9 protein-coding genes are annotated in these 17,861 nt (G+C 45.9%); 7 read left to right on the top strand and 2 right to left on the bottom strand.

Going from position 1 to position 17,861, the window contains the following annotated elements; all coding sequences use genetic code 11:
- Window positions 1-440: 440 nt before the first annotated feature.
- Window positions 441-782 (bottom strand): DUF3467 domain-containing protein, encoded by a 342-nt coding sequence (locus HMPREF9999_RS08660; RefSeq protein WP_009752349.1) that lies wholly within the window; start codon window positions 780-782, stop codon window positions 441-443.
- A 549-nt stretch (window positions 783-1,331) separates the two neighbouring features.
- On the opposite strand from HMPREF9999_RS08660, the gene HMPREF9999_RS08655 reads away from it, so the two are divergent.
- The 6 genes from HMPREF9999_RS08655 (at window position 1,332) to rpsJ (ending at window position 10,468) form a co-directional block, all read left to right on the top strand.
- Entirely contained in the window at window positions 1,332-2,462 is a 1,131-nt protein-coding gene (locus HMPREF9999_RS08655) for an OmpA family protein (protein WP_009752348.1), read from the top strand.
- Window positions 2,463-3,125: 663 nt separating this feature from the next.
- Window positions 3,126-6,416: a T9SS type A sorting domain-containing protein gene (locus HMPREF9999_RS08650; RefSeq protein ID WP_009752347.1), complete on the top strand. Its 3,291-nt coding sequence runs from the start codon at window positions 3,126-3,128 to the stop codon at window positions 6,414-6,416.
- Window positions 6,417-6,751: 335 nt separating this feature from the next.
- Window positions 6,752-7,135, top strand: a complete 384-nt coding sequence (rpsL, locus tag HMPREF9999_RS08645) for a 30S ribosomal protein S12 (protein WP_009752346.1) — start codon at window positions 6,752-6,754, stop codon at window positions 7,133-7,135.
- A gap of 290 nt (window positions 7,136-7,425) precedes the next feature.
- Complete coding sequence (rpsG, locus tag HMPREF9999_RS08640) at window positions 7,426-7,902, top strand: 30S ribosomal protein S7 (RefSeq protein WP_044063402.1); 477 nt, start codon at window positions 7,426-7,428, stop codon at window positions 7,900-7,902.
- Window positions 7,903-7,933: 31 nt separating this feature from the next.
- Window positions 7,934-10,054, top strand: a complete 2,121-nt coding sequence (gene fusA / locus HMPREF9999_RS08635; RefSeq protein ID WP_009752344.1) for an elongation factor G — start codon at window positions 7,934-7,936, stop codon at window positions 10,052-10,054.
- Window positions 10,055-10,162: 108 nt separating this feature from the next.
- Window positions 10,163-10,468, top strand: a complete 306-nt coding sequence (gene rpsJ, locus HMPREF9999_RS08630) for a 30S ribosomal protein S10 (RefSeq protein WP_009752343.1) — start codon at window positions 10,163-10,165, stop codon at window positions 10,466-10,468.
- Between the two features lie 472 nt (window positions 10,469-10,940).
- Here the strand turns inward: rpsJ and HMPREF9999_RS08625 are convergent, their stop codons facing one another.
- Window positions 10,941-14,837 carry a TIM-barrel domain-containing protein gene (locus HMPREF9999_RS08625; protein ID WP_009752341.1) on the bottom strand — a complete coding sequence of 1,299 codons (3,897 nt, stop codon included), beginning with the start codon at window positions 14,835-14,837 and terminating at the stop codon, window positions 10,941-10,943.
- Between the two features lie 263 nt (window positions 14,838-15,100).
- On the opposite strand from HMPREF9999_RS08625, the gene HMPREF9999_RS10035 reads away from it, so the two are divergent.
- Window positions 15,101-17,861 (top strand): Ig-like domain-containing protein (locus HMPREF9999_RS10035; RefSeq protein ID WP_083475844.1); only part of this gene is annotated, 2,761 nt, incomplete at its 3' end.

Here is a 17,861-nt window from a genome sequence, read left to right as displayed (position 1 = left end):
CTTTCGGTTAGGTCTCATCCGTCTGTCTTTTATGTACGGCGTTAAGAGCATCTCGTCATCTTCAGTTGTTTCTAAAGTCGTCTCCGATTTCTATCAAATAATCTCTGAGAAGTTTACTATTTTCTCCGAGATACTTTGGGAATTCTCCACGATTATTTCTTGACTCTCAGAGTTTTTTTGAAATAACTCAGAGATAATCCTCTCTTTCTTTTTCCATCAGAGTTGCTCAGGTAGTCTTGCACTTTTGTTGCAGGCCCATAGATGATGCTTTATAGTAAGCTAAGAGAGGACATCGTGCGCGTGTCGGTTCTGAAAAATAATCTTGGTGAGTTAATAGGTGCAGACAAGCGCATTGTCAATAAAAAATCCCACTCATCTTGCGATGGGTGGGAACTATTTCCGTGCTTTTAGCACAAAGCTGAGTCAGTCGAAACAGCTCATTATGCGTTACCTTCGGGCAGACCGAAAGGAGTAGCAGTACGGCCGATACCTTCGGGCGATTGAGCACCTTCAGGAGCACCGCCAAGTTGGATAGTGCCAAATTGTTGTTCAAAGTTCACCACATTCTCTTGGAGAGCGAAAAGCAAACGCTTAGCACTTTCGGGAGAGAGGATTTGACGGTTGTTCACGCGAGCTTGGGGCAGACCAGGGAGAGCAGCAACGAAGTCGATTACGAACTCTTGGTTGCTGTGGTTAATGATTGCCAAGTTGCTGTAGTTGCCGTTGGCTACTTCTGGAGTCAGCTCGATTTGTAGCTGTTGAGGAGCTTGTTCTTGTGCCATAATAAGGTCAAGTTATTTGGAATGATAAATGTGAATTGCGTGAGAGTGGGGGATCCCCAGAGATTGAGCCACATGATTTGCAACATCATATTGCTCTGCGAAAATAATTGCAATTAATGTGCCAAGTAGCTAAAATGTACTTGCAATTTGAAACTCTTGTGGAATATAACGGATAACATAGGAATTAAACTCTGCCTATGTTGTGGAAAAGGGCTCAAATTGTAGCGCATTCTTAAGCAAATATAGCACTAACGGCCGAAATACACAAACGATGGAGAAGAAATTTCAGTGATAATTTGGAATTCTCTCAATTTGCCTGTAATTTTGCAATTGAGGAATTATGTCACTTCAATAATATAGAAGATGATGAGTTGTCCTCTAGCGAGATGAGATGCGCATTTTAAATTCATTCTTTGTTTAGTAAGTAGGGATACTGCAACTCCATTGAATGATTGTAGAAGTGTATCAAGTGTACTCCTTGTTACATGCCTCTCATGCTCTTTTTTCAATTTGTGCCTTACTCAAAAGGCTTTATATTGATTTTGCTACATGAAAAGACTTCTATTTACATGCCTTGCTGCAACAACTTTATTTGCAGCTCGCGCGCAGTATACTGCTTTTCCTAAGTTTTCGGACAATTGGTCGGCCACTGTTGCAGGCGGCATCGTTCACCCTATGGTCTACGAGCCCGAAGCTCAATTGCTCACCCATACCCTTACGATAGGAGCAAAGAAGCAATTGTCCTCTGCTTTTGCACTTGGATTTGATTTAGATTACATTTCCTGGAATAGTAAACTCCCACGAACGCGTTATGAGCGAACCCAGCTACACCTTGTGGGTAGTGTGAATTTGGGGAATCTATTTTATGGCTATGAAGGCAAACCTAAATCTTTCGAGGTTGAAGCCAAAGCCTCTGCTGGTTGGGGACATATATTTAATCTTTCACGACGCAATGGTGCAGACGCTAATTATTTAGTGAGTAAATTTGGAGTAGATTTTACTTACAATTTTGGCTCAAGACGTAGATGGGGAATTGGTGTGCGTCCAGGTGTGCGTTTTGATTTGCGCAATGATGGAAAGTCTGATTATGAGAATTTTAATGCTAACCGCGCTGAGTTTGATATCTCGTTAGGCCTGACATATCGTTTTGGAGCACGTAAGCAACCCTCAATTTTTGAGCCACCTGTCACTGTGTCTGCTAGTCAGCATGATGATTTGCTTGAAGCCATGCGCTTTCTTCACAAAGATGTCGCTGATCGAGATGCTACCATTTCCCAGCAGAATCAGCGGATTGCACAGCTAGAAGCGCAGCTGGCTCAGCGTGTAGCGGCTGCTACTACCACGGCTCCTAAGGTGAGTCGCCAACTTGAAACAGTGATTAGTTTTGGTGCAGGTCGCATGGTGGTCGATGCTCCCCAGTATCCCAATGTGGAGCGAGTGGCAATTTATTTGAATAAGCATCCCCGAGCCCGAGTAGTAGTGCGTGGTTATGCTTCCCCCAATGGTAATTTTGCAACTAATAAGCGTATAGCACAATTACGTGCTGAAGCTGTCAAGAATTTGCTCATCGCACAGTATGGCATCTCGAAGGATCGTATTGATGCTGCTGGACAAGGTGTGGGTGATTTATTTCTGGAACCCGAATGGAACAGTGTTGCAATATGCACCATTGTTGATTGATGTGTATGTATAACTACTCTAGAAGCGCATTTTGTCTCTAGTCATCCCCCTCTTCCCTCTTTAGGGACTTTAGGCTGCGTATATCGAGAGAAGCGATAAGGAGTATAGTCTCAGTGGCGAGGCGTGTTGACGAAGGAAATATATAAAGATGTAATGCTATTGTTGTGGCATAAGTTTACTGTTCGTCCATGATAACTGTATGGTGATGTGATTATTAAGAAGGACAAAGTATGCTGCGCATGTCAATGGAGGTACGAAACCTTTTGCTTTTTCTTCGTTTTTGATACTTCTTATAAAACTGTGTTAAGAACTAATAGGAATATAGAAGGAGAACTCTTTTGCTATAAAACTATGTATAGTGTAAAAATAGCTCTTAGCTCTTGCATGTAAGTGAGAACGGTGAGTTTAAGTAGTGCTGTTGATTGATGCCCACAAAAGATTAAGAGTATGTCATGACCTGCATGGTAGAGTGGGCGATAATCTTGAAAATAGCAGTACTGCACTCCTGAAAACCAGTTTTTTACAGATAACATGTAGAGAATAGCTTAGAAATTTTGCTATTCTCAGCAAAGTTGTTAACTTTGCAGTTGCAATATAACTTGTCGTTAATCTGCCATTTTATATTAGCAGAATGTAGGACGATTTGAAAAAGCTTATCTATCAATGAATAAATCTTTGGCCTTTTTATTCCTGTTGTGCACTTCACGCGCAAAGGCGACGTTGCAGACGTTAGTGGTGATGTTGCTCTTGGGTATGAGTGCTGTCAATATGCCTGTACAAGGAAAAGTGAACTCTGAGAAGGTTACTAGTAATTTGCTCAATAGAGTAAAGCTGACTCGTGCAGTAACTGCAGGAACCCTCAATTTGTATTTGGCTCCAGAGTTGCCCTCTCGTGTGGAGCGTGAGCATTGGCCTATTGTGTTTATTACACGGACTAATGCAAATGGAGAAGAAGTGCAAGAAATGCGCAATCTTTCGTTTCCAGAACAGTTTTCTATAGATATTGCTGCCGGTAAGAATGCGGTAAGTGTGGCTGGTGAAGATGGTCTTTGGACTGTTGATGCTAATAATGGGCAAATTTCTGGTATAGAGCTGAATACGCCTTCCCTGCACTATCTCCAAATGTCGAACAATGAGCTTCGGACGGGCAGTATTTCTGGTAGCTTTGCTCTACCAGCCGATTTACCGAAGTTGGAGAAACTGGATGTATCTTATAATAAGTTACTGAAGCTGAAACTTACAAATGGTGCTGCTTCTTTAAAACATGTGATTGCTGTAGGTAATGGCCTTGTGAATGAGGACTACAGTATGTTGGGTAAGATTGTACAGCTCAATTTGCAGGGTAACCGTTTGGTTAATATTAAGGTGCCTCCTGTTTTTAATAATTGTGGAGAAATCTTTGATGTTAGTAGCTTGAGGAATAAGGATTTTAAGCCTGCTTATGATGATGATTTAAAGAATGGTAACGAAGTCCATGTTCCTGATGAACTTTATGCTTGTGTAGATGGAGAACTCAATCTGTCTGTGAATAGACTAAAGATTTCTACTTTGCCTCCTGCTCCTAGAGGTTTGAAAGTTGGAGTGCTTGAGAAGGAAAATGCCCATGATGCTGAAGGTAATTATAAACGTCCTAAATATAATGTAGCTGCTCAACAGCGTTATGAATTTGATAAAACAGAGTATCGTCTCAATGAGAATATAGACTTGAGTCGCGAAATGTCTGCTTTAGATCAAAATGGTACGGCCCGAAGAACTGAGATTTTTTGGTATAAAGAAATAGAGCCTTCTACTGATAAATATGTAAAGATTGACCCAAATAGCGGTGATTACGAGATTGATGCAATGGGGGTGACTCGCTTCAAGCGTGGTTTTGGACGAGATATGAAAATCTTTGCAGAGCTTATTAATTCTGCATTTGAGAATCCTTTTAGAGATCCTAAAGATCCTACTGCTGAAACTCTTCCGGCTGGTTTATCTAGCTTCGAGAAAGCAAACGCGGGAACGGATAACACTAATGGGTATACCTTTACGACGAAACAGCCTTCTGGCGTAAATTACCCTCTTCAATTAGCTGCAGAGAAAGATAGTGTAGGTATGATTGCATATAAAGGCAATCAATTCTACTTGAAGTCTCAGATTGAAGATGCTTTAGATGGCGACCGTGACTGCGGTATCTATCGAAGCAATGTTATTACTTTGAAGGGTAACTATTGGTATGGTTTCGTAGACAACGATTGGAGTAAGGCTGAAAACTGGACGATGCGTTATGTTCCACTGACTACTCAAGCAGAGTATGATGCATTGGGAGGTGATAAGTCTGAGGCAGATGTAGAGTTTGCTATTAGTAATATCAATCAGTATGGTTCTGATGCTATTCGTGATCTTTACACGGATAAGGATCGCGTAGTGCATCGTTATATCAATAAAAAGAATTATACTCCTAAGTCTCTAGTGGTGCAGGCTGGACATCAGTTGAAAATTGTAAATGCTGCTTATGGAGCCTCTGGCTTCACTGGAGAGAATAATCCAGAGATGCTTCGAGTGAAAGCTGGAGGTGTTAATAAGGCTAATGGTACTCTGTTAGTTGCATCTAAGACTCCTGTAAAGGCAACTGTAGAACTCTTTGCGCAGAGCTCTGAACAAGGAAGCGGTCTTCAACAGGCTAATTGGCAGTATTTCGGAGCTCCTGTAACTGGTGATTACAATAAGAAATCGAATGTATTTGGTTCTTCTCTAGTGCGCAAATACAATAGAGAGCTTTCTGTTGCGAATAGTGACGAAAAGTGGGAGGCTCTGAGTGATGACGACTTGATTGAACCTGGTAAGGGGTACGAAGTCGCAACACCTACTCCTTCACGTTATGAATTCAAGGGTTCGCTAGTATACAAGAATACGACAGTGAATGGTAAGGATGCGTTTGAGTTTACGCTAGGTGGTGCTCCTGTAGGAAATAACTATAACGATATCAATATTCTTGCCAATCCTTTCACAGCGGCAATGAAAATTGATAAGATTCAGAAAAAGAATAGCCCTAATAATATTGTCGCAACCTATTATCTGTTTAATACAGGTTCTCGTCAGAATTGGCTAGCTCAAAATGGAGCAAATGTCACTGGTAGTGCTGCAGGGCAATATACAGATGCTATCCCTGCAAATCTTGTTGGACATCTACCAGGTATGCCTACAGAAATTCCTTCGCTCAGCTCATTTGCTGTGCAGGCTAAGGGTGCTGCTTCTCTCTATTATCTCTATGATGATTTGATGAAAGTTGAGACAGCAAACAAGGCTCGTCGCATGGATGTCGCTCCTCGTGTGGCTTCCCTGGCTGTCGATGTGGCTTCAGAAAAATCAATGGACAGACTCTGGCTCGTGGAACATGAAGAGGCTACCGATAATTTCGATGATGGTTTGGATGGTGAGAAGATGCTCACAGCAGGAGCTGCCCAACTCTATGTAGAAGGCGCACAAAATTTGCAAGTAAGCACTACAAATCACTTGACTCGTGCCAACTTGAGCTTCATCCCTGCTGATAAGGCCGAACGTTACGAACTCAAATTCCATCTCGATGGCTTCAACGCTAGCGATGAGTTCGTGCTTCTCGATAAGCGTACTGGTGCTGAGACGAAAATCAATGATGGTGATAAGTATAGCTTTATAGCTAATCGCAATGATAAGCGTCAACGCTTCGCTATCCTTCGCAAGGGAGCTTCATTGGATAATGCAAATCAAGCAGGCTTCACTGTGATGGCTGATGCAACTCGAAACATTGAGGTGCTCAACGAAACAAGTGAGAGCGGAGAAGTGATTATTGTTGATGCTGCAGGTAAATCTCTTGCTCGTTTCACACTTGCTGCTGGCGCACGCAAGAATGTTCAAGTGAATGTGCCTGGAGTCTACGTAGTGAAGGCTGAGAATACTCAAAGTCGCTTCTCTCAATCGGTTCTCGTTCCTTAATTTGAACAACTTCATTGAAGTGATAAATCAATAGCTAATGCGTGAGTGCTGACTAGTTCAGTGCTCACGCATTTTCTTGTATGTAAAGAAGTCTGTTGTGATGTGTCATTATTGTAAGGTCTACTCTTTAGAATAGATATAAAGCTTACAGAAATCATAAATATGAAGCAGTCTAATGTAATAAAAGGAGGTAATTTGTTGGCTGCGCCAGAAAAAAACGCTAACTTTGCACCTCAAAGGGCATAGTATGCACTAATGTCTAGTGAAAAAGCAGCGCTAGCTGCTTCTTAAAATCGCATCAAAATCAACAATATAAACAATTAAAAACAAACAAAATGCCTACTATTCAACAACTTGTGCGCAAGGGTCGTTCAGTAGCTGCCGAGCAATCTAAGTCTCCAGCATTGGAAAACTGCCCTCAGCGTCGTGGTGTTTGCGTGCGTGTTTACACAACCACACCTAAGAAACCTAACTCTGCTATGCGTAAGGTAGCTCGTGTGCGCTTGACCAATGGTAAGGAAGTTAACTCCTACATCCCAGGTGAAGGTCACAACCTCCAAGAGCACAGCATCGTTCTCGTGCGTGGTGGTCGTGTGAAAGACCTTCCTGGTGTGCGCTACCACATCGTTCGCGGTACTCTTGATACTGCTGGTGTAGCAAACCGTACTCAACGCCGCTCCAAGTATGGTGCGAAGCGTCCTAAGGCTGCTAAGAAATAATCAGCCTTAATTGATGGCACGAAGAGTAATCAGTTGTGGTTCGCGTTTAGTTAAGCCACAACGATGAAGGACTGCTTGATTCAGCGCAGCACTCGATGATATTCATACGTTGTGTTGCCGTAAGCTTTCAATTCGTGACCATTTATCGTATTTATTTTACAACAAAGTATTGGTTGGCAAAGGTTGAGTAAGCTCTTATCTGGTAAGACTCATTTTATATAGATGAGTGTAGATGCCGAAAGATGCTGAAGACACATTGCAGCCTCTTACAAAACCAAAAAACAAAACTCATGCGTAAAGCAAAACCAAAGAAGCGCCTGATCCTTCCTGATCCCGTGTTTGGCGACCAAAAAGTGTCTAAGTTCGTAAACCACCTCATGTATGATGGTAAGAAGAACGTGAGCTACGAAATTTTCTACTCTGCTCTTAACCTCGTAGGCGAAAAGATGAGCGGTGAAGAAAAGAGCGCACTCGAAATCTGGAAGATTGCTCTCGATAAGGTTACTCCTCAAGTGGAAGTAAAGAGCCGCCGTATCGGTGGTGCTACTTTCCAAGTTCCTACTGAAATCCGTCCTGATCGTAAGGAGTCTGTATCCATGAAGAATCTCATCACTTTCGCTCGCAAGCGTGGTGGTAAGACTATGGCTGACAAGCTCGCTGCTGAAATCATGGACGCTTACAACGAACAAGGTGGTGCTTTCAAACGTAAGGAAGAAATGCACCGTATGGCTGAAGCTAACCGTGCATTCGCACACTTCCGCTTCTAATTCGCACATCGCACATTAGCATACATACAAAATGGCAAAGCAAGATCTCCATTTGACGCGTAACATCGGTATCATGGCGCACATCGATGCCGGTAAAACCACCACTTCTGAGCGTATCCTCTTCTACACTGGTAAGACGCACAAGATTGGTGAAGTGCACGAAGGCGGCGCAACCATGGACTGGATGGAACAAGAGCAAGAACGTGGTATCACTATCACTTCTGCTGCTACCACCGCTTTCTGGAACTTCCGCGGCACTCAATATAAGTTCAACCTCATTGACACTCCGGGACACGTAGACTTCACCGCTGAAGTAGAACGCTCACTCCGTGTGCTCGATGGTGCTGTCGCTACTTATTGCGCAGTAGGTGGTGTCGAACCTCAGTCTGAAACTGTATGGCGTCAGGCTGACAAGTACAACGTACCTCGTATCGGTTATGTGAACAAGATGGACCGTTCTGGTGCTAACTTCTTCGAAGTAGTGCGCCAAATGAAGGACGTCCTCGGTGCAACTCCTTGCGTTATCTCTGTGCCCATTGGTGCTGAAGAAAAGTTCAAGGGTATCGTTGACCTCATCCGCATGAAGGCTATTCTTTGGCACGATGAGACAATGGGTGCTGAATATGACGTAGAAGACATCCCCGCTGAACTCGTTGACGAATGCAACGAATGGCGCCAAAAGATGATCGAACTTGCTGCAGAGCAAGACGAGACGCTTATGGAGAAGTTCTTTGACGATCCCGATAGCCTCACAGAGGAAGAAGTTGTGGCTGCTATCCGTAAGGGTACGCTCGCACTCGACATCGTTCCTATGACCTGCGGTTCTTCGTTCAAGAACAAGGGTGTACAAACTCTCCTCGACTACGTGGTGATGTTCCTCCCCTCTCCTCTTGACACTCCCGCTATCGAAGGTGTAAACCCTGACACTGGTGAAACTGAAACTCGCCAGCCTTCTGAAGACGAAAAGACTTCTGCTCTCGCGTTTAAGATTGCTACTGACCCCTATGTAGGTCGTCTCACCTTCTTCCGTGTTTACTCCGGTAAGGTAGAAGCTGGTTCTTACGTTTACAACGTACGTTCTGGTAAGAAGGAGCGTGTGTCTCGCCTCTTCCAAATGCACTCTAACAAGCAGAACCCTGTTGAAGTGATTGGTGCTGGTGACATCGGCGCAGGTGTTGGTTTTAAGGATATCCGCACTGGTGACACCCTCGCTGAAGAAGGTGCTCCTATCATTCTCGAATCTATGGACTTCCCCGATCCCGTTATCGGTATCGCAGTAGAGCCTAAGACTCAGAAGGATCTTGATAAGCTCTCTACCGGTCTTTCTAAGCTCGCTGAAGAAGACCCCACTTTCACTGTGAAGACTGATGAACAAAGCGGTCAAACTGTGATTTCTGGTATGGGTGAGCTTCACCTCGACATTATCATCGACCGTCTCCGTCGTGAGTTTAAGGTTGAGATTAACCAAGGTAAGCCCCAAGTAAACTACAAGGAAGCTATTACTAAGACTGTAAACCTCCGCGAAGTTTACAAGAAGCAATCTGGTGGTCGCGGTAAGTTCGCTGACATCATCGTTAACGTAGGTCCTGTAGATGAGGACTTCAAGGAAGGCGGTCTCCAGTTCGTGAACAAGGTAACTGGTGGTAACATTCCTAAGGAATTCATCCCCTCTGTACAGAAGGGCTTTGAGAACGCTATGAAGAGCGGTGTCCTCGGTGGCTTCCCTCTCGATAGCCTCAAGGTAGAACTCCTCGACGGTTCTTTCCACCCAGTGGACTCTGACCAACTCTCCTTCGAAATCGCTGCTATCCAAGCTTACAAGAACGCTTGCGCTCAAGCAGGTCCTGTGCTCATGGAGCCCATGATGAAGCTTGATGTTATCACTCCTGAAGAAAACATGGGTGATGTGATTGGTGACTTGAACAAGCGTCGTGGTCAAGTAGAAGGTATGGAGAATAGCCGTTCTGGTGCTCGCATCGTTAAGGCTACTGTGCCCCTCGGTGAAATGTTCGGTTACGTGACTGCGCTCCGTACTATCACTTCAGGTCGTGCAACTTCTTCTATGCAGTACGATCACCACGCTCCTGTTTCTAGCGGTATTGCTAAGGCTGTACTCGAAGAAATGAAGGGTCGCGTAGATCTCATCAAATAATCTTTGATAGGGATTTTCCAATAAACAAAAACTTTCCGCGTTCGGCAGGTGGGATAGCGAACGACTCTTATCCCACCGTTGCCGATTCGGAGTAAATTCAATACAGCAATGAGTCAAAAAATTCGCATCAAGCTCAAGAGCTACGATCACACTCTCGTAGAAAAGTCTGCAGAGAAGATTGTTTCTAACGTAAAAGCTACTGGCGCAATCGTTAGCGGTCCAATTCCTCTCCCCACTCGCAAGCGTATCATCACGGTGAACCGCTCTACCTTCGTTAACAAGAAGAGCCGCGAGCAATTCGAGGTTTCCACTTACAAGCGTCTCATCGACATCTACAGCTCTAACCCCAAGACCATCGATGCTCTTATGAAGCTCGAACTTCCTTGCGGCGTAGAAGTTGAAATCAAGGTGTAGTTTTACTCTTCAGCTTGTAACAATGAAGCAAATCCGTAGTTCCTTTGGTGCTACGGATTTTTTTAGTTTATTGCAACACTATGCTTTCTTAATTGTATGTTTCCCTCTCTTGTTCCTCTCTTGTTCCTCTCACTTTCCTTTCTGTTCTTTCTCTGTATTCTTCTCCTTTCTGCTACCTATTATCGTTCTCTTTCTTCTTCTCCTTCTCTTTCTTTCCTTTTTCTTCTCTCTTCTCCTCCTTCTTCTTTTCTTCCTCTTTCCGCCTAAGAGCCCTGCGGTCTATTCCGCAATATGTAGTGTCTGTAATTCATTACCATCCCAAAAGGGTATGCCCATAGATGATCACACCCTTAGGAGTCTGGATTGAATGTGGATGTTATCTTCTTGGATTGTTATCTTCCGGAGAGCAGTGTTGAATGCACAAATAAAGCGGGTGTACCATAATTTGATACACCCGCTTATATTTACGAGTTTAGAAAGAAACAGTGCCGAGGTTGCGGTCGATGAGCAGACCGTCTACAGCTTTCAGGTTGAACTTACCTGCTTTCTTAGCTACGAACTTTATGGTAAAGAGTTCAGGGTTACCGTCTTCGAGCAAGAAGTTGTTACCGCGGTTGACAAATGTGGGATAGAGTGCCTTCTGTCCAGAAGTGTGCAAGCGGTCGTAGGTGAGGTTTACCATGTCCTTCATGCCTTTGAGCGTGATACCTTTGTATTCCAACTCATCAGCCTTGTAGGGAAGGCCGAAGGATAGAGCATTCACATAGTGGAGATCCTTACCTGTAACCTTGATTTCCACGACGTCGCCAGCCTTAAACGTCTTCACGTTGGGAGTAAGCACGAGTTGTCCGCGCACCTTGTCAGAAGAGTTGCGCACACCGCCGTCTAGTTCCACACCTACGCAAGAGATATCGTAAGCATCAATCAAACCGTTCTTGTTGATGTCGCCGATAGCTACGTAGTCAAAGTCACCATCGCCACGACGCAAACCAGTGTAGTTCATGTACGAAGTCAAGTCGTTTTCGTCCACGCGCTTGTCTCGGTTGATGTCCCCTTGCATCACACCTTCCGTACCAGGTCGACGATAAACATACATTTCACGACCAGAACCGAAGTTACCCACAGCATCTTCCACATTCAGTTTGATGTAGCGTGCCGCAGCACCGTCGCCGAACTTCACAGTCTTGGTTTCACCATCCTTTTCCCAGTTGAATGCAACAGGAGCAGACCAGTTTTGGCGGTCGGTAGAGAGTGAATACGAACCAGAGAGGATAGTACCATTGCCCGCATCTTCGCGAGGAATGTATTCAAAACGCTCTAATTGATTAACACTTCTCAAGTCCACAATCATGTCAAAGGGAGTAGCTTGTTTGTTTCCCCATGAAGTGTGCCAAACCGTCTTCAAATCGCGATCGAAGAGTTTGTCTGTACCTTGTCCACCTTGGTTCTGTACAGATGTCGTAGCCTTCACACCCTTCACAGCCCATTCAAGAGGATCTTTCACAGTAGCCAGTTGGAAGTCAGTCCATTCACTTGCGCCATCGGCATTGACAGCGCGTACACGGAATGAATAGTTCGTGACAGGAGACAAATCATCGAAGAGATAGTTCAAATCGCGGATAGTAGAGTAGAGTTGGCCATCATATTCCACTTCGTAGTAGTCGGCATTTTCCACGGCATCCCACGCAGGTTGGAGCGTGTACGCCTGAGCCTTGCTCTGCTGCTTATTGAATCGAGGTGCTGCAAGTTTGCCATGGTGCACGAGCTGGCGATTAGGCATCTTAAATTCAAAGCCTTTCACCATCACACTCACCGCATTTTCTGTCACATCAGTAGCAGCGAGCTTCACGAGCACCTGAGGATTCTTAAATACTTCGCCTACGCTTTCTTCGCCAGTTCGAACCCAGCGGTTGAGATTAGGCTTAGCATCGTAGAACCATACGTTGGTGCCTTTTTCAAACTCTTCGCGAGAGTTCACTTGCGCCAATTTCACCTTCGCACCCCCCATTATTGCCGTGAGTTTCTTAGGAGTCTTAGACACGTTGATGCGCAATTCTGTTTGTTGCATCTTGACAAATTCAGGGAATCTTGCCGTGGTGCGGTCTATGTCGAACGTCAGCACCTGCTTCTTCACCGTAGTCTTCAGCGGCGTTTGGGCGTGCTTACCTTCAAGATAGGCTTGAGTCTTGCCATCGTCGTCATACAAGAAAGCGGTAGTGCCTTTTTCTGCGTAGATTTCAAAGATGCGAAGATCTTTCTTGATTTCTGCAGGCGTGTTGTTGGGATTAGCCATAGGGATAATGGCATCAGCCTTCACCAGCACGGGGAGTTTCCAGAGCGGAGCGTCAAAGTGGTTAACGATACGTCCGCCAGCATAGCAATCGCCAGTGAAATAATCCACCCAATTGCCCTTGGGGAGGTAGATGCCATCGCGGCGGTCATTACCTTCTTCGTCCGCTGCTGTGTTTTGGTAAACGGGAGCCACGAGGAACGCATCCCCATACATAAATTGATATTGCGTGCGCTTGCCCAGCGTAAACTCGTTGGTTTCTTCCATAAACATGGGGCGAATCATCGGTTTGCCGTTCACAGCTTCCGCAGCTGCCGTGTAGGCATAAGGCAAGAGTTCGCTCTTGAGCTTGAGATACCAGCGATTGAGTGCGATGCTCTTGCCACCGAGTGCATGAGGATATTTAGGATTGCTGCCCCAGCCGTCCATATTCAATTCCATGGGAGTGAAAGTCTTCCATTGGAATTCGCGCACATTCACGGGAATATTCTTACCCCCGAAGATACCGTCTACGTCGGAGGTGATGTTGGGTTGTCCAGAAAGTCCAGAACCGATGAAAGTAGGGATGTGGAAACGGATGTATTCCCAGTCACCACCAGTTTGGTCACCGCTCCAAATACCCGCATAGCGTTGAGTGCCAGCCCATCCATCGAGGGAGATGATGAAGGGGCGCGCGTTGTTGCCATATTTAGGCATGATGCGACCCACGTCTGCCACGCCATTAAGACCAAAGCTATAGCCCCAGCCTACCCAGGCCACGTCAGTTTTGAGCACACGCACACCAGCAGTACCCACTTCTTTCACGATGTCGCGCTGAAGCAGAGCTTCGATGCTGTCTTTGGGATGGAGATCGCTTTGTGTCCACAGACCGATTTCCACACCCTTGCTGCGAGCATAGTCGCCAAATTGGCGGAGGTTCTCAATGTTGCCATCGAGCGTTGGTGTTTGTCCGTAGCCCGCACCATATCCATCGTTGGGGAGGAACCAACCTAAGGGCATATCATTGTTCAGATAGCGGTCGATCGCAGCGCGAGCCGAAAATTGATAGTTGTTGAGTTCGCCATTCAAACTCTCCTTCACACCACCATTATCTTTCTGACTCTCGTTATAAGTCTTGCCATCTTCCATCTTCATGAAGCCACGGCCGTCCTTCGCTTCTGTCCAGTAGTCGCGGTTGTAAGCATTGAGGTGACCTTGGTAGAATCCAAATTTAGGGAGCAATACAGGGTGACCAGTGAGTTGGTAGAAGCTGCTCAACAACGCTTCGGGGCGATCTGCCACCATGAAGAACACATCAAGATATTGCTCAGCGTGGCGTAATTTCACCACATTACCTTGCGTGTTGCCAAAGTCGTAAAGCCCAGGCTTGAAAGTATGCCACATCATGCCGTAGCCCTTCGTGCTCCAGTAGAAAGGAGTGGGAGAGGCCACGCCACCATCCACCCAGTTGTTCGTGTTTTCGATAGCAATCACTTGTCCGCGGTGAGAAAAACGACCATTCTGCACGCCACCACCATAGAAATATTCCCCGTCATGGTTAGCAAGAGTAAGATGTGTGCCATCTTTGTCAAATGTAGGAGCGGTGAGTAATTCGAATACCACATCACCATTCGCCTTTTTCACCACAAAACCACCTGTGGCACGGTCGAACACTAGGGTCACGTGAGAAGTCGTCACTGTGAAGTTTTTAGCATCGCCCTTCAAATCAAGAGACTTAACCCCACGACGAGGTTTTTCCACGAGGATGTCCGCAGCAGGAGTCGCTTCAGGGTTGTGAGGAGCGCGACCGGCAGGATCGAGATATAGGCGGAAGATGCCATTGCCGTAGAAGTCGAGTGTGATGCGCTGTTTCTGACTATTCATCAACTCTATGGTCGTGGCATTAATCTTGCGAGCAGAAAGTAGATTATTGCCTGAGCGATCAGGAGTCGCTGTAGTCTGCTGGCCGTTTTGTACCGTCGCTATCACAGAGTTAGCATCAGTGGTGGCGGTTTGAGCCATAGCTGGTGCCGCTGTCATGCCCCCAATCAGGGTAAACAGACCAAGGGTTTGTGGAAGAAGAGAAGTTTTTTGCTTCATGAGGAAGTATGAGATAATCTGAGAATAGGCCTATAAATCATCGTTTTGAGTAGCTCTTTCTTAGTCCACGGAGAGAAGATATGGTAGACCATTAAAGAGTACCAATTGACAAAGCCAGTTTTCTCAGAGTTAGGAATTTAATTCTGACTGCTAAATTACGAATTTATACGCAATTATGCTTCTATTCTTTGCATATATATCATGCAATTCTCTTGTACATCATGAGAAATTTCTAACTTTGTGGTTAATAAACTATCTCTTCTATGAACTCGTTTTCCAGATTCTCCTTGTTTTGTGTCGGAGTGGCTTTCACCTCACTCGGATTCTCCTCTGCAGTGACGGCACAGAATCGCACAATTACTCCCCCCTCGCAACAGCCTCGTTGCTTTTGTGGGGTAAATGTTCCAACTCCCAACGATGATTCAGCGGAGCAACGCTTTTCTACCTCGCATTCCGTCTTTGCCGTGCGTGGGGTGAGCGATGCCACCACCGCCCCCACGATTAGTGATGGTGTTTTTCGCGAATATCGCCTGGCAGTCTACATGGCCAATGAAGGCTTCCGATCGGAGCAACTCAACCAAGACGTTGCCAAAGTCAAAGCCTTCTGGAAAGAACTCGAGACTTTTCTCAACAATATCTACGTGCGCGATTTAGGGGTGCGCTTCACCATCGTGCAAGACGAGCGACTTATTGAGAAGTCTTATAAGAGCTCGTATGCTTATGACGCGGGCACAAAACTCATCAATGCAGCCATCGGATCTGATGCCTACGACATCGGCATTGTAGTGAATTATATAGAAGGTGGTGCTTTGCAAGGATTGGCTAGTCCCGGTGGAGTGAAGTATCACGAACGCAAAGGATGGGCAATTGTCAACTCGCAAGAAATGATTACCATCGGTCACGAACTTGGTCACCTTTTCGGAGCGGACCATCCCTTTGTCGGTGGCGCAGGTTTGGTGGGTCGTTGCACCGAACCTAAATCAGGACAATCCATGATGAGTTATGGATATCCTTATAAGGAAGACTTCATCAGTCTGGAGAGTCTGCGTATGATGCACCCAGTCACCATGGAAAGCGACTACAAACTTCCAGCCGCGGCTAAGCACACTGCTCTCACCAATACTGCACCGCGCATAGATCGCGCAAAGATGCGCGCGGAATATCGTGTCCCCAAAGGCACCTTCTTCACGATTCCCGTCTATGCCACCGATGCAGAGCAGACTTCGTTGCTCTATACCTTCAATCAGTTTGGCTGCCATTCCGGCAATCCTGCCACATTCCCCGTTTTTCCTCCGCAGCGCGATGCTAAGCTCTCTTTTGGTCGTCGCTATGGTGGAGCAAGTATGATAGCCAATTCTGACGAAATCCCTGTGGGCAACTATCGGTTTTGGCTCAGCGTGAGCGATGCACTTCCTGTGGAAGAGGCGATAGCGAAGAAACAAGCCCCACTCTATGATGGCTACATCGCAAATGTCAAAGTAGTCAACGCCACTCCTTTCAAGATTACTTCCAACATTGCGCCACAATATGCCATGGGGCAGAAGCTCACGTTGAAATGGTCGGTGGATAAGACCTTCTTTAAGGAAGACAGCAAGGTGCGTGTGGTGATGTCCGATGATTTTGGAGCAACTTTCTCTCATGTTCTGGTGCCTAGCACTGCCAACGATGGGGAGTGCGAGGTGTACATTCCTCAAAAGTTGATGGAGAAGTTCTCCACCTATTTCAACATCTGGTTTGCGGGTAAGGGATTGATTCGCCTAGAAACCATTGACGACGACTTCCAGTATTACGATATCAGTAACAATGCGCTAGTGGATGGTGGGATTGAGGTGGTGAAATCTCCGGTTACTTTTGAAGGTCTTCCCACAAATAACTACCTCAAACTCGCTGCCGATGGTCCACTTCCTCCAGCTCCACAAGTCACAGCGAAGGTAAATAATACTCCGGTTGTTCCCTCTTTTTCTGAGAAGACAGAAGGCAACATGACCATTCGCACGTGGAGCGTACAACAAGGCGGAGAAGTATATGGCGGACAGCAGTTCATTGAGCGTGAAGCGGCAGAAACTCCAGAAATTCCTGAAACTCCAAAGGAAGTGAAGGTGCAACAAATCACACTCACTCCTTCTGCCTCTTCGGTTGTTGTGGGAGAATCGTTGCAAATCGCGGCTAAAATATTGCCCGAGAACGCTACTAATGCTACGCTGAAGTGGAAAATCACGCCTGAGAATATATTGAAGCCAACTGCTGGAGCTGGACAATTCACGGCTCAACAAGTGGGTGAAGCCCTCATTCGCGCTGAAGCAGTGGATGGTAGCGGAGTGTCAGCAGAGTGCAAAGTAGTAGTGAAACCTCGTTTGGTGCAATCCCTTTCGCTCAATGCCACGCAGAAAGAGCTCATCGTTGGTGATTCCTTCACGCTCACGGCAACACTCTCTCCTGAGAATGCTACCAACCGCAACGTGGTTTGGAAACTGGTGAGCGGTGATGCGATTACACTCTCATCCGATGGAGGCATCCAAGCGAAGAAAGTAGGAGAAGCCCTCGTTCGCGCTGAAGCGGCAGATGGTAGCGGAGTATCAGCAGAGTGCAGAGTGGTGGTGAAACCTCGTTTGGTACAATCTATTTCTCTTAATGCCACGCAGAAAGAGCTCATCGTTGGTGATTCCTTCACGCTCACGGCAACACTCTCTCCTGAGAATGCTACCAACCGCAACGTGGTTTGGAAACTGGTGAGTGGTGATGCGATTGCGCTCTCATCCGATGGAGTCATCCAAGCGAAGAAAGTGGGAGAAGCCCTCGTTCGTGCTGAAGCGGCAGATGGTAGCGGAGTGTCAGCAGAGTGCAGAGTAGTAGTGAAGCCTCGTTTGGTACAATCTATTTCTCTTAATGCCACGCAGAAAGAGCTCATCGTTGGTGATTCCTTCACGCTCACGGCAACTGCAATGCCTGAGAATGCTACCAACCAGAGCGTAGTTTGGAAACTGGTGAGCGGTGATGCGATTGCGCTCTCATCCGATGGAGTCA

The organism is Alloprevotella sp. oral taxon 473 str. F0040, from assembly GCF_000318095.2.
Classification (GTDB): Bacteria; Bacteroidota; Bacteroidia; order Bacteroidales; family Bacteroidaceae; genus Alloprevotella.
This window is presented reverse-complemented; position numbering and strand designations above follow the sequence as displayed.